Annotated in this window: 22 protein-coding genes; 16 read left to right on the top strand and 6 right to left on the bottom strand. The window is 36.2% G+C overall.

The genetic code is table 11. The annotated features are described in order from the left end of the window. Nucleotides 1-57: 57 nt before the first annotated feature. A complete protein-coding gene (locus tag ACKTTZ_RS11900; protein WP_034693349.1) occupies nucleotides 58-1,152 on the bottom strand; it encodes a PASTA domain-containing protein in 1,095 nt (364 codons plus the stop codon). Nucleotides 1,153-1,308: 156 nt separating this feature from the next. Between ACKTTZ_RS11900 and ACKTTZ_RS11895 the strand changes: the two genes are divergently transcribed. The 3 genes from ACKTTZ_RS11895 (at nucleotide 1,309) to ACKTTZ_RS11885 (ending at nucleotide 3,590) form a co-directional block, all read left to right on the top strand. Beyond that, complete coding sequence (locus ACKTTZ_RS11895; RefSeq protein WP_407848967.1) at nucleotides 1,309-2,292, top strand: D-alanine--D-alanine ligase; 984 nt, start codon at nucleotides 1,309-1,311, stop codon at nucleotides 2,290-2,292. Between the two features lie 95 nt (nucleotides 2,293-2,387). Next, a complete protein-coding gene (gene coaD / locus ACKTTZ_RS11890) occupies nucleotides 2,388-2,852 on the top strand; it encodes a pantetheine-phosphate adenylyltransferase (RefSeq protein ID WP_034693345.1) in 465 nt (154 codons plus the stop codon). A gap of 105 nt (nucleotides 2,853-2,957) precedes the next feature. After that, entirely contained in the window at nucleotides 2,958-3,590 is a 633-nt protein-coding gene (locus tag ACKTTZ_RS11885; protein ID WP_034693342.1) for a trimeric intracellular cation channel family protein, read from the top strand. A 311-nt stretch (nucleotides 3,591-3,901) separates the two neighbouring features. Here ACKTTZ_RS11885 and ACKTTZ_RS11880 read toward each other — a convergent pair whose 3' ends face one another. Beyond that, the gene (locus tag ACKTTZ_RS11880) at nucleotides 3,902-4,471 is read right to left on the bottom strand and encodes a membrane protein (RefSeq protein WP_034693340.1); all 570 of its coding nucleotides are present in this window, start codon (nucleotides 4,469-4,471) and stop codon (nucleotides 3,902-3,904) included. Nucleotides 4,472-4,620: 149 nt separating this feature from the next. Next, on the bottom strand, nucleotides 4,621-5,118 hold the full coding sequence (locus ACKTTZ_RS11875; RefSeq protein WP_034693339.1) for a dihydrofolate reductase: 498 nt from the start codon (nucleotides 5,116-5,118) through the stop codon (nucleotides 4,621-4,623). A gap of 73 nt (nucleotides 5,119-5,191) precedes the next feature. Between ACKTTZ_RS11875 and ACKTTZ_RS11870 the strand changes: the two genes are divergently transcribed. The 6 genes from ACKTTZ_RS11870 to ACKTTZ_RS11845 all read left to right on the top strand — a co-directional run bounded on the left by ACKTTZ_RS11870 (nucleotide 5,192) and on the right by ACKTTZ_RS11845 (nucleotide 10,688). Then, nucleotides 5,192-5,797, top strand: a complete 606-nt coding sequence (locus tag ACKTTZ_RS11870; protein ID WP_034693337.1) for a LemA family protein — start codon at nucleotides 5,192-5,194, stop codon at nucleotides 5,795-5,797. A 2-nt stretch (nucleotides 5,798-5,799) separates the two neighbouring features. After that, nucleotides 5,800-6,228, top strand: a complete 429-nt coding sequence (locus tag ACKTTZ_RS11865; RefSeq protein WP_185103643.1) for a TPM domain-containing protein — start codon at nucleotides 5,800-5,802, stop codon at nucleotides 6,226-6,228. After that, entirely contained in the window at nucleotides 6,209-7,015 is an 807-nt protein-coding gene (locus ACKTTZ_RS11860; protein ID WP_407848963.1) for a TPM domain-containing protein, read from the top strand. The genes ACKTTZ_RS11865 and ACKTTZ_RS11860 overlap by 20 nt, the downstream gene beginning before the upstream one ends. An 80-nt stretch (nucleotides 7,016-7,095) precedes the next feature. Continuing rightward, nucleotides 7,096-7,674 carry a hypothetical protein gene (locus ACKTTZ_RS11855; RefSeq protein WP_034693333.1) on the top strand — a complete coding sequence of 193 codons (579 nt, stop codon included), beginning with the start codon at nucleotides 7,096-7,098 and terminating at the stop codon, nucleotides 7,672-7,674. A gap of 599 nt (nucleotides 7,675-8,273) precedes the next feature. Beyond that, nucleotides 8,274-8,795 carry an NAD(P)H-dependent oxidoreductase gene (locus tag ACKTTZ_RS11850; protein WP_034693331.1) on the top strand — a complete coding sequence of 174 codons (522 nt, stop codon included), beginning with the start codon at nucleotides 8,274-8,276 and terminating at the stop codon, nucleotides 8,793-8,795. A gap of 3 nt (nucleotides 8,796-8,798) precedes the next feature. After that, entirely contained in the window at nucleotides 8,799-10,688 is a 1,890-nt protein-coding gene (locus ACKTTZ_RS11845) for a monovalent cation:proton antiporter-2 (CPA2) family protein (RefSeq protein WP_407848960.1), read from the top strand. A 1-nt stretch (nucleotide 10,689) separates the two neighbouring features. Here the strand turns inward: ACKTTZ_RS11845 and ACKTTZ_RS11840 are convergent, their stop codons facing one another. Beyond that, nucleotides 10,690-11,517, bottom strand: a complete 828-nt coding sequence (locus ACKTTZ_RS11840; RefSeq protein WP_407848957.1) for a GIN domain-containing protein — start codon at nucleotides 11,515-11,517, stop codon at nucleotides 10,690-10,692. A 257-nt stretch (nucleotides 11,518-11,774) separates the two neighbouring features. On the opposite strand from ACKTTZ_RS11840, the gene ACKTTZ_RS11835 reads away from it, so the two are divergent. Next, complete coding sequence (locus ACKTTZ_RS11835) at nucleotides 11,775-13,916, top strand: M3 family metallopeptidase (protein WP_407848955.1); 2,142 nt, start codon at nucleotides 11,775-11,777, stop codon at nucleotides 13,914-13,916. Between the two features lie 241 nt (nucleotides 13,917-14,157). Continuing rightward, entirely contained in the window at nucleotides 14,158-14,535 is a 378-nt protein-coding gene (locus ACKTTZ_RS11830; RefSeq protein ID WP_407848953.1) for a YchJ family protein, read from the top strand. A gap of 221 nt (nucleotides 14,536-14,756) precedes the next feature. Here ACKTTZ_RS11830 and ACKTTZ_RS11825 read toward each other — a convergent pair whose 3' ends face one another. Both ACKTTZ_RS11825 and ACKTTZ_RS11820 read right to left on the bottom strand, forming a co-directional pair. Then, nucleotides 14,757-15,257: a peptidylprolyl isomerase gene (locus tag ACKTTZ_RS11825; protein ID WP_034693319.1), complete on the bottom strand. Its 501-nt coding sequence runs from the start codon at nucleotides 15,255-15,257 to the stop codon at nucleotides 14,757-14,759. 146 nt (nucleotides 15,258-15,403) lie between these two features. Further along, nucleotides 15,404-15,652, bottom strand: coding sequence for a VF530 family DNA-binding protein (locus ACKTTZ_RS11820; RefSeq protein WP_034693317.1), 249 nt, complete (start codon nucleotides 15,650-15,652; stop codon nucleotides 15,404-15,406). A gap of 108 nt (nucleotides 15,653-15,760) precedes the next feature. On the opposite strand from ACKTTZ_RS11820, the gene ACKTTZ_RS11815 reads away from it, so the two are divergent. From ACKTTZ_RS11815 to ACKTTZ_RS11795, 5 genes are all read left to right on the top strand, one after another. Continuing rightward, nucleotides 15,761-15,913, top strand: a complete 153-nt coding sequence (locus ACKTTZ_RS11815; RefSeq protein WP_185103641.1) for a hypothetical protein — start codon at nucleotides 15,761-15,763, stop codon at nucleotides 15,911-15,913. A 229-nt stretch (nucleotides 15,914-16,142) separates the two neighbouring features. Further along, nucleotides 16,143-17,348, top strand: coding sequence for an exonuclease SbcCD subunit D (locus tag ACKTTZ_RS11810; protein WP_034693314.1), 1,206 nt, complete (start codon nucleotides 16,143-16,145; stop codon nucleotides 17,346-17,348). Nucleotides 17,349-17,351: 3 nt separating this feature from the next. Then, complete coding sequence (locus ACKTTZ_RS11805; RefSeq protein WP_407848950.1) at nucleotides 17,352-20,387, top strand: AAA family ATPase; 3,036 nt, start codon at nucleotides 17,352-17,354, stop codon at nucleotides 20,385-20,387. 170 nt (nucleotides 20,388-20,557) lie between these two features. Continuing rightward, nucleotides 20,558-21,640 (top strand): histidine kinase, encoded by a 1,083-nt coding sequence (locus ACKTTZ_RS11800; protein WP_051934247.1) that lies wholly within the window; start codon nucleotides 20,558-20,560, stop codon nucleotides 21,638-21,640. A gap of 4 nt (nucleotides 21,641-21,644) precedes the next feature. Further along, on the top strand, nucleotides 21,645-22,319 hold the full coding sequence (locus ACKTTZ_RS11795) for a LytTR family DNA-binding domain-containing protein (RefSeq protein ID WP_034693310.1): 675 nt from the start codon (nucleotides 21,645-21,647) through the stop codon (nucleotides 22,317-22,319). Nucleotides 22,320-22,339 lie beyond the last annotated feature (20 nt).

Genomic DNA, 22,339 nt, shown 5'->3' with positions numbered 1-22,339 from the left:
CACAAAAGGCTTCAACATTTTATAGTTGAAGCCTGTATTTTTGATATTAATCTGATCTTATTCTACGACAACCTTCTTAGCTTTTGGCTTTTGAGCAGGCTGTTGTGTTGTTGTTGCTGCAGGTTTGGTTGTACTTCCAGCAGTATGAGTACCGTTCCCGGCAGAGGTTTTAGGTTTTTCAACAGTTGCAGCAGCTGGTTTAGCTGCTGTAGTCTGAGTTTTAGGGGTCTCTGTCTTCGGAACTTCCGGTTTTGGAGTTTCTCTTTTAGGAGCTGGAGCGGGTACTACCGGAGCATCATAACTTGGCTCACTATGCACTTCTTCATATCGTACCGGAGGAAGTGAAGTATCCACTTTCATACGATAAATAGAATTCAACTGCTCTACTTTTGCTCTTAATTCTGCCGGAGTTTTCTTACTTGCCCAAAGGTCAATCTGCATTCCCTGATCACGAACATCTCCGGAAGCCGGATCCTGATAATAAATAATATCAGATTCATCTTTACTTCCATCTTCATGCTCTACCAATCCTACTTCAAACATACTCTTGGCAATTACAACTCTTGCTTCTTTTACCGTAAGTCCTACAACATTCGGAATAGAAATATTTCTCATTGGCCCCGATCCTACCACAACATCAATCGTAGAGAATCTTGGTAAACGGGTACCTGGGTTCACAGCGTTTCCTTTATACAATATTCTTAAAAGGGCATCTTTCTGAATACTAGGCTCATAAATCGTATCACCGATTTTAAGACCTACCTGATCCAATCTCTGGAATGCCAGTCCTGAATATTTATTAATAACATTCGGCACCGCAATAGGAGCCCATGTTCTCGGATTTACTTTAAGCGTTACAGTTCTTCCGTCTTTTACACGGGAACCTGGCGCAGGATATACCTGCAATACCTGGAATGGTCTGTATTTCGGGTCGTAATTGGCACTGTCTACTTCATATTCCAGTCCTGTATCATCTAATATTTTAACGGCATCATGTACCGATTTATTTACAATATTGGGAACAGGAATTTCCTGACCGTGGTTAGTATGGTACTCCAACCAGCGAAATGTGAGCCATACCAGCCCAACGAAAACACCGATGGCTACTACTAAATTCAGTAAAACTTTCCAATTGAAAAGTGATTTAAGCATACTTAAAAATACTTTAATTATAACCGCAAATATAGCTAATAATTTTAGAATGGACTTTTTATTTAACACAATTCATTTTTGATTTTAAAATTTGAGGATTTCCCATATTGCATTGCATAAAATGATTAAATTTGCCTTAATTGATACTATATGGTTATGAACAAAAAAAGTGTTGCCGTAGTAATGGGTGGCTATTCTGATGAATATGTCGTTTCTCTAAAAAGCGGACAATTGATTTATGATTCTCTGGACAGAAATCTCTATGACGTATATAAAGTAGTAGTCCTTAAAGATGAATGGTATTTTTTAGGTGAAAATGATAAAAAATATGCCATCAACAGAGGAGATTTTTCTGTGACTTTAGATAATGGGGAAACTTTAAAATTTGATGCTTGTTTCAATATCATCCACGGAACTCCGGGAGAAAACGGAATTCTTCAGGCATACTGGGATGCAATCGGCCAAAAATATACAGGTTGTGATTTTTACCAGAGTGCCCTTACTTTCAATAAAAAAGACACTCTTGCTGTATTATCAAAATACGGAATTCCTTCCGCAAAAAGTATTTATTTAAGAAAAGGCGAAGACATCAATGTAGATGAAATTGTATCAGAGCTTAACCTTCCCCTGTTTGTAAAACCAAACCAATCCGGATCTTCTCTGGGAATTTCCAAAGTAAAAGAAAAATCTGAATTGATTGCTGCTACTGAAGTTGCCTTCAAAGAAGACAATGAAATCCTGATCGAAAGTTTCCTGGATGGAATGGAAGTTTCTGTGGGAGTTATTGATTTTAAAGGAGAAACTATTGTATTAGGGATTACGGAAATTGTTCCTACCAATGAGTTCTTCGATTATGAAGCGAAGTATGAAGGTGCTTCTGAAGAAATTACGCCTGCAAGAATTGATGAAGAAACTACAAAAAGAGTGGAAGAAATTGCCAAAAGAGCTTACAATTCATTAGGAATGAGTGGTTTTTCAAGAAGTGAATATATTCTGATGAACGGAATTCCTTACATGCTGGAAATGAATACCAACCCAGGATTCTCTCCTGCCAGTATTCTTCCTCAGCAGGCAAGACATTATGGAATTTCCATCATGGATCTTTGTGGAAATGAAGTAGAAAAAGCACTTAATAAGTAAATATAGAAGTTAGAAATTAGAGGTTAGAAGTTAGAAATAATAAATACATAGCTTTTAACTCATAATACACTACTCAAAATCATAACTCGTACAACATGAAAATTGCTGTTTTTCCAGGGTCTTTTGACCCTATTACACTAGGACATTACGACATTATAGAAAGAGCGGCACCGCTATTTGATAAATTAATTATTGCAATCGGGCAGAATTCTCAAAAGAAATATATGTTTCCTCTTGAAAAAAGAATGGAATTCATTCAAAATTCAGTGGCAGAATTCCCCAATGTGGAAGTAGATTCATTTGAAGGTCTAACGGTAGATTACTGTTTTGAAAAAAATGCTCAGTACATCATCAGAGGATTGAGAAACCCGGCAGATTTTGAATTTGAAAAAGCGATTGCCCATACCAACAGAACGTTAGCTCACAAAAAGCTGGAAACCGTATTCTTACTGACTTCCTCAGGAAAATCATTCATCAGCAGCAGCATTGTAAGGGAAGTTATTAACCACGGCGGCGAATATGAACTGATGGTTCCGGACTCTGTGAGAGTGGAGAGATAAACTAAACAATATTTGATAAGCGATAAATGATAATTGATACAATGGCCAAGAATTTGCTTAAGCAAAAAAAATCATTCATCAATTATCATTTATCATTCATAATATATGCACGAACAGTTCAATTTTGCGATAGAAGTCCTTGGGACCATTGCCTTTTCCATGTCCGGAAGTTTTGCAGCGATGCAGAAACGGCTTGATCCGTTCGGAGTGCTTATTATTGCATTTGTAACTTCTGTGGGAGGAGGAACTGTAAGAGATCTGTTACTGGATATCCCTGTATTCTGGATGCATGATATTCTTATGTGTACCCTGATTCTGGTGACCAGTATTTTTTCCATGATATTCAAATCTCTTGAAAAGAACTTCAAGGTAACTTTATTTATCTTCGACAGCTTCGGGCTTGGACTATTTACCATTATCGGAGTTCAGAAAGGATTAAATGCTGGAATTCATCCTATGATCTGTATTGCATTAGGAACTATTACAGGCTGTTTCGGAGGGATTATCCGGGATATATTACTCAATAGAATTCCATTAATTTTCAGAAAGGAAATTTATGCCACAGCATGTATCGTAGGTGGAGCAGCATTTTTGCTGATGACCCAATATACCACACTGTCATACACTTTCATTCAGATTTTCACCATTTTACTCATCGTTGCCATTCGAACTTTCGCAGTGAAATACCACTGGCAGATGCCAAAATTTTACGGATATGATCAAAACTCGGAAATGTAATTTAAAAACCATTCTTGTTCGATAAAATTTAAATAGAATTAACAGGTCGCTCTTCGGGAGCTTTATTTTATGGGGATTTCATTTTTCTACTAACAGCAGATCCCGATGGGATCAAATTTAGCTCCAATGGGAGCTGACTGTTAATAGAACGTATTTGTTTTAAAATGAGAGCTCCGGAGGAGCGACCTGTTAATTCATAGCGTAAATATTAATATTTTCAATGTATTTATACTTTTTATCGGACAGTAATGGGTCGTACAAAAAAGACTGTCCTTTTAGGACAGCCTCTTTTATATTATATATTAGTTTAACTAGAAGAATTTTCCTCTGTTTCTCATATTCGGGTTATGCATATGCTTCTGCATGGTTGGCATTTTCAACTGATCTTTCATCATTTTGATCTGATCCGTCATCATTCCTGCGCTGTCTAGTCTTTTTGCCTCTTCCAGCAACTTCTGACCTTCCTGCTTTCTTCCTTTAGAAATAGCAGCTGCTGCAAGATTCAAAGTAGCCATTGCTCTGTCGTGTTTCATATTCAAACCATACTCTAAAGCCTTCTTCATGAAAGGTTCTACTTTAGCAGGGTGATCCTGAGCTTGTGTCAGTCCTGATAAATAGTGAAAATATCCATACTGAGTCTTATGAAGTTGTCCTTTATAATCTGTTATCTTGGATAACCATTCTCCGGCTTTTTCCATATTTTGTTTCCTCAATTGCCAGAATGCCAATAAGATATACTCATTTTTAAAGAAGAGTAAGATAGGAAATGCAGCCAAAAGAAAAACAACAATACCCCATCCAAGATTTCTTGTGAAAATCATCATATAAAGTCCTAACAGGATAAGAACTGCTGCTACTGCAATTTTTATGTATTTATTCATTATTAAATTTTAGAAGTGCAAAGATAATAAATTTAGAGCTTAAAGTTCAAAAAGTCAATTGTGAATGGTCAATTCGCTGCGCTTATTAATTTTTGTATCTGTAAGAAAATTCACGATTCACTTTGCGAAGCAAAATTGACTATTGACATCTAATCTTCTTTTTTGATTTTTTCAAACGTCTGGAAACAGAAATCATAGCCATTCTTTTCATCTTTCTCATGGCAGATTTCGTTGGTCATTTTCCAGATTTTAGGATCTATTTTCGGAAAGAATGTATCAGCCTGAAGATCTGCTTTCACCAAAGTAACTTCAAGTCTGTCCACAACATCCATAGTCTGCTCATAGATATTTCCTCCTCCGATAACAAAAACTTCTTCGTCAATCTTCTTAGCAAATTTCAATGCTTCTTTGATGCTTCCTACGATAAGAATTCCTTCCTCAAACCAGTCTTTCTTTCTTGACACAACAATGTTGGTACGGTTCGGAAGAGCTTTTCCAATACTTTCATAGGTCTTTCTCCCCATAATAATCGGATGCCCTGAAGTAATATCTTTAAAATGTTTCAAATCTTTGGGAAGATGCCAAAGCAACTGGTTTTCAAAACCAATTTCATTTTTCTCTCCCATTGCCACCACTATTGTTGTCATTCAAATAATTTTTTACAAAATTAGCACATAATTTGTATATTTGGTTAGCACAAAAAATTTAAAAAAATAAACTATGAAAAATAAAGGATGTCTGGGTGCAGGAACCATTGGTATTGCCCTTCTTATTATTGTTGCTATTCTATTCTTCTGGGGAAAAAGCGGATATAACAGCTTTGTCAACAAAGAACAGACGGTAAACGCAAAATGGTCTAATGTAGAGACTGTATATCAGAAAAGAGCGAACCTTATTCCTAACCTGGAAAGAACCGTAAAATCGTATTCAAAATTTGAGCAGGAAACTTTAACACAAGTTGTGGAAGCTCGTTCTAAAGCAACTTCTATCAATATTGATCCTACGAATATGACCGAAGCTGATCTGGCAAAATTCCAGGCAGCACAAGGAGAATTATCGGGTGCATTAAGCAGATTGATGGCTGTAGTAGAGTCTTATCCTAACCTAAAAGCAGATCAGCAGTATATCAACTTCCAAAGAGAATATACCGCTATCGAAAACAGTATCAGAACTGAAACGGTTTACTATAATGATGCTGCGAAGGATTACAACACTTCCATCAAGACTTTCCCGAATAATATTCTGGCGAATTTCACCAACTTCAAAGAAAAACCTTATTTCAAAGCTGACGCAGGCGCTCAGAAAGCCCCTGAAGTATTCAAATAATAATGGGTAATTTCCTAACAAATCAACAGATCGCTTCCCTTGTGGAAGCGATTCAATCTGCGGAAGATCATTCTACAGGAGAGATCAGAGTGCATATTGATTCCAATACGGAAAACCGTGATGCCAGAACTGCATTTGATGTTTTCAAAAAACTGGATATGGATAAAACAGCAGACAGAAATGCAGTGCTTTTCCATGTCAATTTTGAACAAAAATACCTTACCATCATTGGAGATATTGGAATTCATGAAAAAGTAAAACAGTCTTACTGGGATCATCTTCACGATTATATCACCGCTGAATTTGCCAAAGGAAATTATTATCAGGCGCTGAAAAGTGCTATCCTGGAAACAGGACTTGAACTCAAAAAACATTTTCCTGTAGAAGGAGAAAATCCAAACCAACTCCCAAATGAAATTACGTTCTCTTAAAATAGTATTTTCATTTTTACTACTCTGCTTTTACACTTTTGTATCAGCACAATACACCATTCCCGAAAAGCCTCCAGTGCTCTATCCTGTTTTTGATGAAGCCGGATTGCTTTCTCAGCAGGAAAAAGATGCACTTAATAATAAACTAATCAAGTTTGCAGATTCTACCTCAACGGAAATTGAAGTCGTCATCATCCGCTCTACCAAAGGGGAAGATGTGAATTTTCTGGCAACCATGTTCGGGGAAAAATGGAAAATCGGAAAAAAGGGTGTGGATAACGGAGTGGTTTTCCTTATTGCCACAGAAGACAGAACCATGTCTATCCAACAGGGACGCGCTGTAGAGCAATATCTTACTGCTTCAGTAGCAGGACAAATCTTAGATTACATCGTCACTCCAAATTTCAAGAAAGGACTTTGGTATGATGGAATCAATGGTGGAACCTCAGCTATTATGGAGGCTGTTGAAGGAAAATTCAAACCTGTAGCTACAACAGCTCCTTCCGGTAATGGAAGTGCCTTTAAAGTTCTTATCATTGCTTTTATTATTTTCATCATTATTGCTATCCTTTTTGGAAACAGAGGAGGCGGACGTGGTGGAAATAATGACGACGATGATGATGTGATCATTACCAGAAGAGGACGCAGAAATTATCCTGGCGGTTTCTTCCCATTCCCAGGCGGCTTCGGAGGAGGTGGCTTTGGCGGAGGAAGTTCCGGCGGCGGTGGCGGAGGCTTCGGCGGTGGCGGAAGTTTTGGAGGCGGTGGCGCATCCGGAGGTTGGTAAACTCTTATATTTATATCATTTTTACATTATAATATTAAGTTCTATTTCGAATTTACTGCAATTTTTATTTAACTAATCCCATGAAGTTTTCATTTGTTTTTTTCTTCTTACTCTTCTCAATCAGTACATTTTCTCAGAAAATAAATTCAGAAAATTATTATGATTTTTATAACAACAATATAAAAAATCTAAAAAGCAAAAGACTATACACCATATGGTTAAATAAATTAGAAGCCAGTGCAATTTTAAAAGAAGAAATGAAAAATGCAGGTTTTGAATGGCTCAGTGATTTTAGAATTGTGAAAATTAATGATGAAGAATCCGTTATTGCTGTTTGCTATTCGGAAAAATCTAAATTTGGTTTTGTTTATGAATCCGCTCATTATGCTAACCCTAAAAAAGAAAACAGGGCTATAAAAAGTTTATATAAACAAGATACAGGAAATGATTATTCAGAAAAAATAGTAAGTATTAACGGAGATTCTAAATTTGTTAAAATAAAAGACCTCCCTTCTCATTTACAAATTATAAAAGAAGATGTCTACTGGTATCAGCATACTGAGAACCCTGAAGATGATAAATACTTAGTCACCAAACAGGATATGCTTACTATTCTACGTGAGGATATCCGTAAAATGATAAGTAGTTTCAAGAAATAAATTATACTCTTTTATAACATTCACAACCAAATCAGAAAATGGGGAAAGAAATTCTCAGCCGGTTATTTTATTCGTTTCTATTTTCATTGGGACTATCATTAAGCATCACTATATTAGCCTCTAAAAGTTCTGGGGGATCAGAAAGCAGCCAAGTACTGATAATAATGATCTTTTATATTCTTTTTATTTTACTATGCTGCTTTTTATCTTCGATGACTGCATTCTTCAATTTACTGGTACAGGTAAGAAATAAGCTATTCCTTAGTATTATTTCATTCTTTTGTTTCCCTTTAGTCATTCATATTTATACAATCCTGCAAAACATTAAAGGGCCGTTTTCTACGTTGCTTATTTTTTACAGCCCCTCTTCACTTTATTTGTTAGCCCTTATTTACAATTTCTATATTTTCAAAAAAAAATTAAAAGGGATACAAATTCAAAATAACAAATAATTATTTTTTTATCTAAATGCTAAAAATACATCCCATATTCATTTAATCTTAACATTAAATTCAGTTTTCAATAGTAAAAAATTAACAAAAGCGTTAAAAAAATACCGTTTATTCAATATTTTTCTTATATTTACTGAAAACAGGATTATGAAGAAGACGCTGGTAGTATTTGCACACCCTTATCTGGAGCACTCCAATTCGAATGTAGAGCTCATCAATTTCTACGTTCGCCACCAGCATTATACCCTAAGAGATCTTTACGAAGAATATCCTGACTTTCATATCGCAGCTTTCCGGGAAAGAAAGCGTCTTAAAAATTACGAACGTTTTGTTTTCCAGTTTCCCCTGATATGGTTCGGAATGCCTCCTCTTCTCAGATTATGGATTGATGAAGTTTTCGACAGAGACTGGCTTAAAGAAGGTGAACATAATCCTCTGGAAGGAAAAGAAGTCTATATTCTCGTAACCACCGGCGGAAAAGAAAGATCTTTCAGTAAAACCGGCACTTATCAATATACCATAGATGAACTCATCAGCGGGCTTATTGTTTCATTAAAGGTCTTCAAAGCAGATATTAAGCATATCAAAATCGTATACGAAGCCAACAAGCTCTCTAAAAAAGAAATTATTTTACATAAAAAAGAATTTACAGAACTCCTCAATCAATAGCATATGGAATCCAGCTTAGCGATGAACACATTAATTTTTCTCGGTGTAGCCATTATTATGGTTCCATTAGCCAGGAAATTTGGGTTGAGTTCTGTCATCGGTTATATTTTAGGAGGAATTATCATAGGTCCTTATGCCCTTAAACTTACAGGAAACAATGTCAATGACATTATGCATGCCAGCGAGTTTGGAGTGATCATGCTTTTGTTTTTGGTAGGTCTGGAACTGGAGCCCCGGAAATTCTGGGAAATGCGAAAGAAAATAATGGGTCTGGGACTGTCTCAGATGGCTCTTACCATTCTTCTGCTTTTCCTGGTATTCACAAGCGTAGGCTGGAGAGTAGACAAAGCGATAGCTATTGCCATGTGCTTTGCTCTATCTTCCACTGCCATTGTTCTGCAGACTTTACAGGAAAAAAATAATCTCAAAACTACCGCTGGAGAAGCTTCATTTTCTACCCTGTTGTTTCAGGACATTTCGGTGATTCCTATTCTGGCAATATTGCCTATTCTGGCCAATTATAAAGCCAAGCATCATGACAATGAAATTCAGATTCTGATCCAGAAACTCCCGGAGTGGCTTCAAGCCGGAACGGTTATTTTTGGAGTGGCATTGCTTATTTTGCTGGGTAGATATGTCTTTGTTCCTTTCCTGCGTTATGTTTCAAAATCAGGAATGTCAGAGCTATTGACTGCTTCTTCATTATTTTTGGTTATTGGGGTTTCAGAGCTGATGGTTGTTATTGGCCTTTCCCCTGCATTAGGAGCTTTCCTCGCTGGAGTAATGCTTGCCAACAGTGAATTCCGTCATGAGCTGGAAGCACAAATAGATCCTTTCAAAGGCCTGCTTTTAGCTGTTTTCTTTGTGAGTGTAGGATCAACCATTAATTTTAATATCATTCAGAAGGATCCCTTATTTATTTTCAGTACTGTTTTTGCCGTGCTGGCCGTAAAATTTGTGGTTCTATATGTAATCGGAAAGTTTTTCAGGATAGATACTCCTCAAAGTCTTTTTTATGCTTTTGCCCTTTCTCAGGTAGGAGAATTTGCATTTGTACTGCTTAACTATGCATCAGACCTTTATCTTTTAGGTCCTGAGATGAATGCTCAGATGATGGCTGTTACGGCAATCACCATGTGTATCACTCCTATTCTTCTGATCATTAATGACAAGTTTATTACTCCAAAATTTATTAAAGAAATTCCCGAAGAGGAACATGATTATAATATTCTCGACAGCAATGTGGCTCAAAAGAAAATCATTATTGTAGGTTTTGGGCATTTCGGAAGTACAGTAGGACGTCTTTTAAAAGCCAATAAAATACCAGCTACCGTTTTGGATCGTGATTCTGACCGTGTTAAACTGCTAAGAAGCTATGGTTTTAAAGTGTATTATGGTGACGCAACGAGGATTCCTATTTTAAGGGCTGCCGGAATTGAAGATGCTGAAATTCTGGTTTTATGTCTGGATGATCCGGATGATAATAAATTCATTGCGGAACTTGTCCGTGAACATTATCCTAAAGTAAAAATTTTTGTAAGAGCAAAAAATAGGATTGATGCCTATGATTATCTGAACAATGGCGTCCATCATATTTACCGTGAAACACTAGGAACAGCTGTGGATATGGCCGTGGATGTACTTCATGAAACAGGAATGAGAAAATATGCTGCAAGACGTCTTGGCCAAAGGTTTATGGCTATTGATAAAGCATCTGTCCGAAAGCTGGCAAAAATGAAGGAAAACAATGATGACATTACTCTGTTTACCACAAAAGAAATCCTCCAGCGTGAGGAGGAATTATTAGCATACGATAATCTTAATTTTGATAATAAAAACTGGGAAGGTTCCTCATCCACCGATGAAGAAGATGAGGAAGAATCCCAGGATTAGTTTATTGGATGTTTACGCTTCCACCGCTACTTTCGTCTTTTATCACACTCTTAAGCTCTCCTTTTTTCGAGATATCCACACTTCCTCCGGATGAAGCACCTGCATTCACACTGGAAACAGCACTGATATGAATACTTGCTCCACTGGAAGCATCAGCTTCTACATTATCAGCAATAACTCCTTTTGCAGAAACGCTGCTTCCTGAAGAAGCACTTACGTCTACCTTTTTTGCTTTACCGGAAAGATCAAGAGTTGATCCTGATGAAGATTCAATATCAAGATTTACGGCCCATATTTTCCCATCGAAGCTGCTGCTGCTGCTTACATTGATATCCATATCATTAGCTTCAAGATCTCCGGAAATACTTCCTGCGCTTGATGCTTCTATACCTGTTTTTTCCTGAGTAAATTTATCTTTTATAATAATTCTCGCAGCTGAATCAGCAACAAGCTTACTAAAATCTTTTGTATAAATTTTAGCTGTCACTTTGCTGATGTTCATCACTCTGATCCCCGGCTTATAATGAATATGCAGTTTTCCGCCATCATTTTCCACCAGAATTTCGTCAATGATACTTTGAGGTGCCGAGATTTCAACTTTCTCGGTTTCAGATTTTATAATTTCTGCTTCAATAGCCTGTGAAACCTGAATTTCATCAAAGTCTCCGTTAAATTCTTTATGCTGTATCGGGCCGCTTTCTTTGCTGACTACTTTCTCTACCCAATTACTTCTGTCTCCTTCTCTGTCTCTGTTTCGGTTCTCATGTTTATCATTACATGAGGCCAATGCCGCTAAGGCTGAAAAAATAAATAAAGTCCTTGTTTTCATGCTTATTCCTTTTGTTAATTATTTTTGTTAATTTCTTTCATTAAATGACAACTAATTTATGAAAAATATTACATTACATTTGAAAATACTGCAACTGTATGCAATACTGATTTTTCAGAAAAGACATTCCCGATTCATAGGTACTTAAAAGATTCATTGTAAAACACTCATACAACAGGTTACATAAATACATTCGCCAAAATACATCCTATGATGCAAGTTTTTAATATCTTTATGCTTTAATAACAACTATATTTATGAAGAATATTTCATCGGTATTATTAATTTCTGCCTTGGCGTTCAATCAATCTTGTACTACAATGAAACAGACCGATATTCAACAGGAGCTACCTGCACCTGATCCCTCTTTATCTTCAAATCCTTTTATGAAGAAGAGCAAGCTTCAGTACGAAGCTCCGGAGTTTGACAAAATCAAAAACGAACACTTCAAACCTGCTTTTAATTATGGTTTAAAGCAACATGAAGCTGAAATTATAAAAATTGCCAATAATCCGGCTGCTCCTACTTTTGAAAATACTATCGTTGCATTGGAAAAAAGTGGTGAAGTACTGAGAAGAGCACAAATTGTATTCTCAAACCTTACCAGTGCGAATACAAACCCTACTTTGCAGGCTTTGGATGAAGAATATGCACCTATCTTTGCTGCACATTCTGATAAACTATACCTGAATGAAAATCTTTTTAAAAGAATACAATCCATCAAAGAAGATGGTCTGGATTCTGAAAGCAAAAGACTTTTACAATATTATAAGCAGAATTTTGAAATCGCAGGAGCAAATCTTTCTGCAGCTGATAAAGAAAAATTAAAGCAGCTTAATCAGGAACTGGCTTCTCTTTCTACTCAATATGCCAACAAATTACTGGAAGCAAGAAAGCAGGGAGGTGTATTTTTCTCTGACGCAAAAGAGCTTGACGGACTTTCTGCAGATGAAATCGCTGCTGCAGCAGCTGACGCCAAAACGGCAGGACAACCAGGAAAATACCTTCTGCCTTTACAAAATACAACGCAACAGCCTCTTCTTCAGAATTTAAAAAACAGAGCTACGAGAGAAAAACTTTTCAAAGCTTCATGGACCAGAGCTGAGAAAGGAGATGCCAACGATACGAGATCTACCATCGAGCAGCTTGCTAAACTAAGACTGAAGAAAGCACAGATTTTAGGCAAGAAAAACTTTGCGGAATGGAAACTTCAGGATCAAATGGCAAAAACGCCTGAAGCAGCAACTAAGCTTATGAATCAGATTGCTACTCCGGCAGTGGAAACAGCAAGACGTGAAGCAAAAGATATTCAGGATCTTATTGATCAGCAGAAAGGAGGTTTCAAAGTAGAGCCTTGGGACTGGAATTTCTATGCTGAACAGGTAAGAAAAGCTAAGTTTGATCTTGATGAAAGTGAAATAAAACCTTATTTTGAAATCACAACCGTTCTTGAAAAAGGAGTTTTCTTCGCTGCTGAAAAATTCTACGGACTGACTTTCAAAAAAAGAACAGACCTTCCGGTTTATCATCCGGATGTTGTAACATATGAAGTTTTCGATCACGATGGAAAATCTATCGCTATTTACTATCTGGATTTCTATACAAGAGATTCTAAAAACGGTGGAGCATGGATGAGTAATTTTGTAGAACAGTCTTATTTATTAGGAACAAAACCTGTAATTGTTAACTGCTATAATTATCAGAAACCGGCACCAGGAAAACCTTCATTAATCAGTTATGATGATGTTTCAACGATCTTCCATGAATTTGGTCACTCTATTCACGGAATGTTTGCCAGCCAGAAATATCCTTCACTTTCAGGAACGAATGTACCGAGAGACTTCGTAGAATTCCCATCTCAGATCAATGAGCACTGGGCTTTAGATCCGGTTGTTCTGAAGAATTATGCTGTACATTATGAAACAAAACAGCCTATTCCACAGGCTTTGGTAGATAAGATCAAAAAAGCATCTACTTTCAATCAAGGGTACATGACTACAGAGTTAGTTTCTGCTGCTGAACTTGATATGGATTGGCATACAGTAAGCAATGACAGCCAGTTTATTCCTGTTCTGGATTTTGAAAAACAATCTTTAGCAAGCCATGGATTCAATTTGGCAACAGTTCCGCCAAGATATCACACTCCTTATTTTGCTCACATTTGGGGAGGTGGATATTCTGCAGGATACTACGCCTATTTATGGTCTGAAACATTGGATAATGATGCATGGGAATGGATCAGTAAAAATGGAGGGTTAACCAGAGAAAATGGTGACCGTTTCAGAAAATATATTCTTTCTGTAGGAAATTCTGTAGACCTGAATCAGGCATTCAGAGACTTCACAGGACATGATCCGGATATCAAACCTTTATTGAGAAACAGAGGGTTTATTAAATAAATCAATGGAAGCATTCTTTAATTAGAGTGCTTCTTTTTTTTACGTATTTGCGATACATAAAATTTTCTATGTTTCGGCTGAAGCCGGTGGATTTTTGTTTATTTATTTTGAACGGGCTAAAGCCCGTTTCTATTGAATATATAATAATTCAACATATTAATTCCATTATAAAATTCAAATAGGCAGAAGTCCTTTCTAATGAGATTCATTATTTTTGCATTCAAAATTTAAAATACGATATATGAACTGTCCATGCTGTTCAGGAAAATCCTACGAAGAGTGCTGTAAACCTTATCATTCCGGAGAAAAACACGCTCCTACTGCTGAAGCTCTGATGCGCTCAAGGTTTTCTGCTTTTGCCATTCCGAATGGGGAATATCTGATGGAGACTACTCTTCCGGGAAAAAGAAAATACCATAATAAGAAAGATCTTCAGGAATGGGGAGAAATCAATCAATGGACAAAACTGGAAATCATCCGGACTCCGGCTTTAAACCATGTAGAATTTAAAGCTTATTATACGGATCAGGACGGCCATTCACAAGTTCATCATGAGTTTTCTGTTTTTCAGAAAATGCATGAACGTTGGTATTATGTTTCTGGAGAGTTTTTGGATTAGTAAAGCTGTTGAGGAAATATATTGTGGAGTAATGCTTTGCGTATAGAACCACCCCGTCAAAAATTCTTTGAATTTTCGCCACCCCTTCAGAAGAGGAGAATGCCAGGCATTCAATACCTATTATAATTATAACCTTATAAATAAAAATGAGCCACAGATAATTCTGTGGCTCATTTTTTATCTCTAAAAAATATCCGAAAAACCGGACATTTTTTTATTTTTTAGTGAGCTTCGTTTCCGTCAACTCCGTGAGCGTGACCATGTGCCAACTCTTCTTCAGTTGCAGGACGAGTGTTTAAAACCTCCACCTGGAAATCTAAAACTTTACCCGCCATTGGGTGGTTAAGGTCTGCCACTACAACTTCCGGAGTAATTTCTACTACAAAAGCCTGGAAGTTATTCCCCTGATTGTCTGATAAAGGAAGAATAGCTCCTACAGGTGGAAGCCCTGATTCTTTGAACATTTCCACAGGTAATTGTGCAATAGCATCCGGTTGTCTTTCACCGTAAGCTTCTTCAGGCTGAATTGTAAAGGCAGCTGTATCTCCAGCTTTCAAACCAAGGATATTCTGTTCAAATTTAGGAATCATCATTCCTACACCATACAAAAATGTAAGCGGATTTTCTGTTGTTGTTTCTTCTACAAGAATCTTACTTCCATCTGGTTCGATAGTATGAAGTATATACTTTACAGCTACAACGTGATTGTTTTCGATTGTCATATTTTTTCTTTTTTTCGTGATTTTGTTTCACGATTAATAATACAAATATAATGTTTTTGAAATGATTCAGTGAGCATGGAGGCTGGAGGTTGGAAGAAGGAAGTTATGAAAAGCATAAAGAAATAGAGATCTTCTTTTTACAGCCTTTATTTTTTTCTACTTTCATCTCTTTTTTTCTGTCTCAGCATAAAGAGATACAGGCTTTCCACCTTTGTTCTGGCCCACGGTGTTTTCCGCAGAAACTTCAGGGAAGAGTTGATACTTGGGTTATCTGTAAAACATTTTATATTGATCTGTTCGCCCAGCCTTTCAAAACCTTGATAGTATTCTACCAGTTCTTCAAGGATAGCATCCAGTCTTTTTCCGTGTAAAGGATCTTTGGACTGCTGTTCCATCTTTTTTTTTACAAAATTAATTTATTATAAGTTTATACGGAAATCTACACCTCTTCTTCCCTTTTTGTTTCTTATTTTTGAAGAAGCTATTTATTACCCATAAAAAATATGAGCAAAAATAACGAAGCGAACAGGAAAAAAAATAAAAAGAAAATTGATCAGAAAAAACGTAAAATCCAAAATGCAGAAGCAGAAAGGAAAATACGTTTAAAACAAATCCGGGAAGATTTCAAAGCAAGAGAAGCTGATAACGAACAATAAAACCGTTCTTTACTCAACCTATCCGGATTAAAAAACCTCAGATTTAAAATGACCAATTATAGTTGATTATAACAATATTGTCTGAAAGTTTTTGTCTGAATTAAGGGAAACCTTATTTTTAAAAATTAAGTATTCTCTATATTTACATTGTAATACCTGCAAATAATTCTCTGTGAAGCCCATTGAAAATTACGTTGCATATACTCTTTTTAATTCTCAAATTTAAATTATGAAAATCCTCCACACTGCCGACTGGCATTTGGGTAAACGCCTCGACCGCTTTTCAAGACTGGAAGAACAGGTTTTGGTTATGAATGAAATTGTTCAGATGGCCGATGAACAAAACGTTGATTTAGTTCTCATTGCCGGAGATTTATTTGATAATTTCAATCCAAGTGTAGAGGCTGCTGAACTTTTTTATAAAACATTAAAACGTTTATCATTAAATGGTAAACGTCCTGTGATTGCTATTTCCGGTAATCATGATTCTCCGAGCTTAATTGATGCTCCCGATCCTTTGGCAAGGGAATGTGGAATTATTTTAATAGGTCATCCTAAAGCTGAAATCAACCCTTTCGGTACAGATTATTTCAACATTATACATTCAAAAGAAGGTTTTATCGAGTTGAAAATTGATGGGATCAACTTTCCTGTAAGAATTCTTCACACTCCTTTCGCAAATGAAATCCGATTAAAGGAATACTTTGGAGAAAATAAAGAGGAAGAAATCAACAAAGTGCTTTCACAGACCTGGAAAAACCTTGCTGATCAGTTTTGTGATGATTCCGGAGTAAATCTTCTGACGGCTCATTTGTATATGAATAAAAGAGGTGCAGAAGTGTTGGAAGAACCAGAAGGAGAAAAACCAATTAAGATAGGCAATGCGGATTTGATTTTTTCAGACAGTATTCCTGAGCAGATTCAATACACAGCCCTCGGTCACCTTCATGGTTTTCAGAATATCGGTACGAAGGAGAAACCGGTTATTTATTCATCTTCTCCCCTTTGCTACAGCTTTAGTGAAGCGGGACAAACGAAGTATGTTTCCATTATTGAGGTAGAACCTGGAAAAACAGTTTCCTACGAGAAGAAACTCTTGAAAAGCGGCAGAGCTTTAGTCCGAAAAACATTTACCTCCATTGATGATGCTGTTCAGTGGCTGGGTGAAAATCCCAATACATTTATAGAACTTACGCTGGAAAGTGAGACTTTTTTAACGGCAGACGAAAGAAGATTAATTTATCAGTCTCACAACGGAATTGTTCACCTTATCCCCAAAGTAAAAAATCTGGAATTATCAGAAGATCAAAACCATGAAATCAATTTAAGTCAGGATATTGATATTTTATTCAAAGATTATTTTAAATCTAAAAACGGCGGGCAGGAAGCCAATGAAGAACTGATGAATTTGTTTAACGAAATTTTAAATGCATAAGCCATGATCCCTGTTCAATTAACTATCGAAGGACTTTACTCGTATCAGGAGCGCCAGACGATTGATTTCAGAAATCTTACCGAAGCCGGACTGTTTGGTATTTTCGGAGCAGTAGGTTCCGGAAAATCATCGGTTCTTGAAGCTATCTCGTTTGCTTTATATGGAGAAACGGAGCGTTTGAACATGCGTGATAAAAGGGCTTATAACATGATGAATTTAAAATCAAACAGTTCTTATATAGAATTTGATTTTGTAAATTATGAGAATAAATTGTTCCGTGCTACCCGTGATTTTAAGAGAAATTCCAAAAAATTCGAAGAGGTAAAACCTAATACCGTTACTTTTTATGAGAACATCAATGGAAAATGGATTCCTTTAGATCATTCGAATGCGGAAGCTATTATTGGGTTGAGCTATTCCAACTTCAAAAGAACTATCATTATTCCGCAGGGACAGTTCAAAGAATTCCTTGAATTGGGCGCTGCAGAAAGAACGAATATGATGAAGGAGATCTTCAATCTTCAAAAATTTGACCTTCAGAACAATGTTTCTGCACTCAATGTCAAAAACAGATCTGAACTGGATCAGCTGGAAGGTCAATTGAAAGGTTTTGAAGAAATTAATGAGAAAAAAATTCAGATTCAAAAAGAGCAGCTTACTGAGGAACAGAAAAAACTCTCAGAATCAAATGAAAAACTGGAAAAGATCTCCCAGACTTATCAGCAGTTGAAAAACTTAAAAAGTGACTTTGACAGTTTACAACAGAATAAAGAAAAATTCAATAAACTCTCAGAAGAAAAGTCTCCAATGGATACTCTGGAAGCACAGGCAGAATTATACGACCGTATTTTCAGGCTTTTCAACCCATTGATTATTGAGAAAAATAAGCTTTCAAAAGAGATTTCAGACAAGCGAAATGAGAAAGAACAGCAGATCAAAAACCAACAGGAAACTGAAAAGGCTTTCAATATCATCAAGGAACAGCTTACTGCTCTTGAACCACAGTTTAAAGCATTGGAGCAATCCAGAATTCAGGAAAATGATTTGAATCTCATCATTCAGATCCTGACGTTTTCTGAAGAGATCAAAACTCTGAATGAAAGAACTCAAAAAGGGTCTGAAAAAGTAAAAGAAGTAAATGTTCACAAAGAGAAAATTCAAAAGACCATTGATGAACTTTCTGTACAGATTAAAAGTTTAAAGGAACAGAAACTTGATTCTGCACTGCTTTCTGAAGTGGGCAACTGGTTTATTCAACACAAGAATTTGAAAAAATCACTCCAGGAACAAACTGAAAAGATCGGGAAACATCAAAAACAAATCGAAGAAATTGCAGAAGAATTGAAACCTTTTGCTTATAACGAAAATTATAAAGAAGATTTCAGAATCAGAAAAGAAACCTTAGAGACTCAAAAAAAGGAACTTTCCCAGAAACTGGATCATCTCAAAATACAAAAAGAGCTTTCCCGTTTTGCCAATGAACTTCATGACGGTGAAAACTGTCCTCTTTGCGGATCTAAAGAGCATCCGCATATTGTGGAATTTCATGATGTGAATGCTGAGTTGAAGGAAATTCAGGAGAAAATAACTTCTGTGGAACAGGAAGCTATTGGTCTTCAAAAACAGGAAGCTGAAATTGACAAAATTCTGGACCGTAAAAAAATCTTTGAAGAACAGCTTCTTTCGGAACAGAAAATCGTCCTTCAGATTCAAAAAGATATTGAAAATCATATCCTGAATTTTACATGGAAAACATTTTCTCCTGATCAGGAAGAAGAGTTTGAGAAAAAACGTTCAGATTCATTCATTTTAGAAAAAAAGATTGAGGAAACTGAACGGAATATTACTTTGGAAAGAGAAAATCTTGACAGGGAAACCAAAACTCTGGAAAAGTATAAAAGTGCTCTGGAAGCTTTCCGTTTAGAGGAAGTTTCGAAACAGGAACAGATCAATATCAGCCGTTCCGGTCTTAAAATCCTGGACTGGAATCAGTATATCCAAAAGGAAAAATCTGAGATTGAAAAATCTTATCAAAAGCTGGTACAATCCAACAAGGAAACTGAGGAAAATTACCAGAAGGCATTAGAACAGGAAAAAATCCTTTCTCCTAAACTGGCAGAGCAAAAAGCCATTGTCAGCCAGTCTGAAAAACAGATTGCAGAACTTGAAAAGGAAATTTCCAACAATGAGGAGGCAATTGTCAAAGCTTTAACAGATCAAAACTTCACAGAATTCAAAGAGGTTGAGCATATTTTACTTCAGGAAATTGATGTTCAGCTGGTGAGAGCTAAAGTTCAGCATTTCAAAGTTGAATTTGAAGCTTTAAAGAAATTCATCGGAGAGCTAGAATTAAAGTTGAAGGGACTTTCATTCGATAATGAACGGTTTTCTCTGACTGAAAAGCAATTCAATGAAGCACAAACCGAACAAAAACAGATCAGTGATTCTGTAGTCACAAAAACTGCAGAAATAGAACGTCTGGAAAAGGAATTTGTGAAAAAAGAGGAACTTCTGAAAGAGCTTACAAAGCTTCAGAAACGTTCGGAAAATCTGAAGATCATGATGAACCTGTTTAAAGGAGCAGGCTTTGTACAATATGTTTCATCTATTTATCTGAGACAGCTTTGCGATCATGCCAATGTACGTTTTCATCGCATGACGAGAAATCAACTGAGCCTTCAGCTTAATGAAAATAACGATTTTGAAATCATCGATTACCTCAATGAAGGAAAAAGCAGAAGTGTAAAAACGCTTTCCGGAGGGCAGGCATTTCAGGTATCTTTAAGTCTGGCTCTCGCTCTTGCAGAAAGCGTTCAGGCCAATGCACAGGCAGATAAAAATTTCTTCTTTATTGATGAAGGTTTCGGAACACAGGATACGGAATCTGTGAATATCGTATTTGAAACACTCACCAATCTGATGAAAGAAAACAGAATTGTGGGAATTATTTCGCACGTGGAAGAACTGAAAGAGAAAATTCCTACGGCACTCAATATTATTAAAGACGAAGAAAGAGGAAGTCTGATCGAGATTGTATAAACAATTTTCAGTAACAAACTTCTTTTCTTGAAAGTACACTTAAGCTATGAAATTTTTTGATTTTCTGCTTAAGTGTATTTTTTTATGGCTCATTTTATTACATTTGAATGAAAAAGAATCTTAATCCATGTTTTTTACAAGGCATGTTCAGTCTTAAATAATTATACAGTGTGAAAAAAATCGGGCAACATATTATCCTTATTCTGTTACTCTTAACAATTCCGATTGTTTCTTCTCCTGATTTTGACGGAACATTATCTGTATTTAAGGTTTCCCCATTTCAGAGAGAGTTTATCCGGTTCGTATTGGTTGTCATCTTTTTTTACCTAAACCTTAATCTTTTCCTTCCCAAATTCTACAGCAAGAAGAAATATATCCCGTTTATAATCTGTATTCTGATCTGTTTCGGGCTCATGATTTTTATTCCTAATTATCTTACTGAAGAAAGCAGAATTTCGGCCCGGAATTTTCCTATGCAGATGCAGCCGCCTCCATTAAATCCCAATGGAGATATGCCTCCACCAATGGGAGAAAGATTTCCACAGGGCAACTTCCAGAACAGAAATAACTATTATATCCAGATGATTTTTTCATCACTTCTTCCTTTTCTATTCTCCTTTTTATCCTCTCTTTTTATTTTTAAGAATATCGAGAAAAAAGAATTGGAACGTTCCAAAGCGAAAGCAGAATTATTAAGCTTAAAATATCAGCTGCAGCCTCATTTTCTGTTCAATATTCTCAATTCCATTTACTCACTGGCTTTATTCAAATCTGATGATGCTCCCAACAGTATTCTGAAACTTTCCAATGTGATGCGCTACGTAGTTCAGGAAAGCAGTAAAGATCTGGTAAAGCTCAGCAAAGAAATTGAATATGTAAAAGATTATATAGCTCTGCAACTGATCAGAACAGACAACAGCCTCGATTTTTCGTATACAGAAACCGGAGAGACAAAGGATTTGCAAATAGCTCCTTTTATTTTGGTTAATTTTATTGAAAATGCCTTCAAATATGGCTTTAATGCTGAAGAAACCTCTAAAATAGCGATCAACATCATGATTGAGGAAGAACAATTTCATTTTCATGTTTTTAATAATATTGTGAACCGGAATATTACAGATGAAGAGAGCTTGAAAGTAGGATTAAAGAATACTCTTGAACATTTACAACAGATGTATCCTGGGAAACATTCTTTGAGCATGATCAATGATGGAAAGATTTTTGAAGTGGATTTAAAAATTAATTTACTCTAACCTTATGATAAAAGCCATCGCTCTTGACGATGAAATTCTCGCTTTAAAAATTATTGAGAATTATGCCGGAAAAATTGAAAACCTCTCTCTTGAAAAGGTCTTCAATACTCAAAGTGATGCCCAAAAATATCTTAATAAATTCCCTGTAGACCTCATCTTTCTGGACATAGAAATGCCATCTAAAAACGGAATGGATTTTTATAAAAACATTTCCCAGAACACTAAAGTTATCTTTACCACAGCCTACTCGGAATATGCTGTAGATGCATTCAGTATCAATGCCGTTGATTATCTGCTAAAACCATTTTCTTTTGAAAGATTCAAAGCAGCGGTAGAGAAGGTGAAAATCAATACTGATGCTGACGAAATAAAATACCTTTCCATACGTGCCGATTACAAACTCCATAAGATCAACTACGATGATATTCTGCTGATTGAAGGGCTTGATGATTATATCCAGATTCATTTAACTAATCACTCAACGATTACCGCACGTTCTTCCATGAAAAATATTATGGAAAAACTCTCTGAAAAGGATTTTGTAAGAGTCCATCGTTCTTATATCGTTCCCATACAGAATATTAAAACCATTGTCAACCGCAATATTCACATTGGAGATTTCATCATTCCTATCGGAGAAACCTACAAAGATCTTGTGATGAAGATTGTGAATAAGTGATTGGTTAAGTTCTGATGGAA

It is taken from the genome of Chryseobacterium sp. KCF3-3 (assembly GCF_045865955.1).
GTDB lineage: Bacteria > Bacteroidota > Bacteroidia > Flavobacteriales > Weeksellaceae > Chryseobacterium.
The sequence above is the reverse complement of the archived record's forward strand: the minus strand, read 5'-3'. Positions and strand labels throughout refer to the sequence as shown.

Bases quoted from the DNA above. Each gene is read 5' to 3' on its own strand.
- ACKTTZ_RS11885 (WP_034693342.1), top strand. From the start codon at position 2,958: ATGCACGAACAGTTCAATTTTGCGATAGAAGTCCTTGGGACCATTGCC.
- ACKTTZ_RS11835 (WP_407848955.1), top strand. From the start codon at position 11,775: ATGAAGAATATTTCATCGGTATTATTAATTTCTGCCTTGGCGTTCAAT.
- ACKTTZ_RS11810 (WP_034693314.1), top strand. From the start codon at position 16,143: ATGAAAATCCTCCACACTGCCGACTGGCATTTGGGTAAACGCCTCGAC.
- ACKTTZ_RS11840 (WP_407848957.1), bottom strand. From the start codon at position 11,517: ATGAAAACAAGGACTTTATTTATTTTTTCAGCCTTAGCGGCATTGGCC.
- ACKTTZ_RS11825 (WP_034693319.1), bottom strand. From the start codon at position 15,257: ATGACAATCGAAAACAATCACGTTGTAGCTGTAAAGTATATACTTCAT.
- ACKTTZ_RS11845 (WP_407848960.1), top strand. From the start codon at position 8,799: ATGGAATCCAGCTTAGCGATGAACACATTAATTTTTCTCGGTGTAGCC.
- ACKTTZ_RS11880 (WP_034693340.1), bottom strand. From the start codon at position 4,471: ATGAATAAATACATAAAAATTGCAGTAGCAGCAGTTCTTATCCTGTTA.
- ACKTTZ_RS11865 (WP_185103643.1), top strand. From the start codon at position 5,800: ATGGGTAATTTCCTAACAAATCAACAGATCGCTTCCCTTGTGGAAGCG.
- ACKTTZ_RS11815 (WP_185103641.1), top strand. From the start codon at position 15,761: ATGAGCAAAAATAACGAAGCGAACAGGAAAAAAAATAAAAAGAAAATT.
- ACKTTZ_RS11900 (WP_034693349.1), bottom strand. From the start codon at position 1,152: ATGCTTAAATCACTTTTCAATTGGAAAGTTTTACTGAATTTAGTAGTA.
- ACKTTZ_RS11875 (WP_034693339.1), bottom strand. From the start codon at position 5,118: ATGACAACAATAGTGGTGGCAATGGGAGAGAAAAATGAAATTGGTTTT.
- ACKTTZ_RS11855 (WP_034693333.1), top strand. From the start codon at position 7,096: ATGAAGTTTTCATTTGTTTTTTTCTTCTTACTCTTCTCAATCAGTACA.
- ACKTTZ_RS11895 (WP_407848967.1), top strand. From the start codon at position 1,309: ATGAACAAAAAAAGTGTTGCCGTAGTAATGGGTGGCTATTCTGATGAA.
- ACKTTZ_RS11830 (WP_407848953.1), top strand. From the start codon at position 14,158: ATGAACTGTCCATGCTGTTCAGGAAAATCCTACGAAGAGTGCTGTAAA.
- ACKTTZ_RS11850 (WP_034693331.1), top strand. From the start codon at position 8,274: ATGAAGAAGACGCTGGTAGTATTTGCACACCCTTATCTGGAGCACTCC.
- ACKTTZ_RS11860 (WP_407848963.1), top strand. From the start codon at position 6,209: ATGAAATTACGTTCTCTTAAAATAGTATTTTCATTTTTACTACTCTGC.
- coaD (WP_034693345.1), top strand. From the start codon at position 2,388: ATGAAAATTGCTGTTTTTCCAGGGTCTTTTGACCCTATTACACTAGGA.
- ACKTTZ_RS11870 (WP_034693337.1), top strand. From the start codon at position 5,192: ATGAAAAATAAAGGATGTCTGGGTGCAGGAACCATTGGTATTGCCCTT.
- ACKTTZ_RS11805 (WP_407848950.1), top strand. From the start codon at position 17,352: ATGATCCCTGTTCAATTAACTATCGAAGGACTTTACTCGTATCAGGAG.
- ACKTTZ_RS11795 (WP_034693310.1), top strand. From the start codon at position 21,645: ATGATAAAAGCCATCGCTCTTGACGATGAAATTCTCGCTTTAAAAATT.
- ACKTTZ_RS11820 (WP_034693317.1), bottom strand. From the start codon at position 15,652: ATGGAACAGCAGTCCAAAGATCCTTTACACGGAAAAAGACTGGATGCT.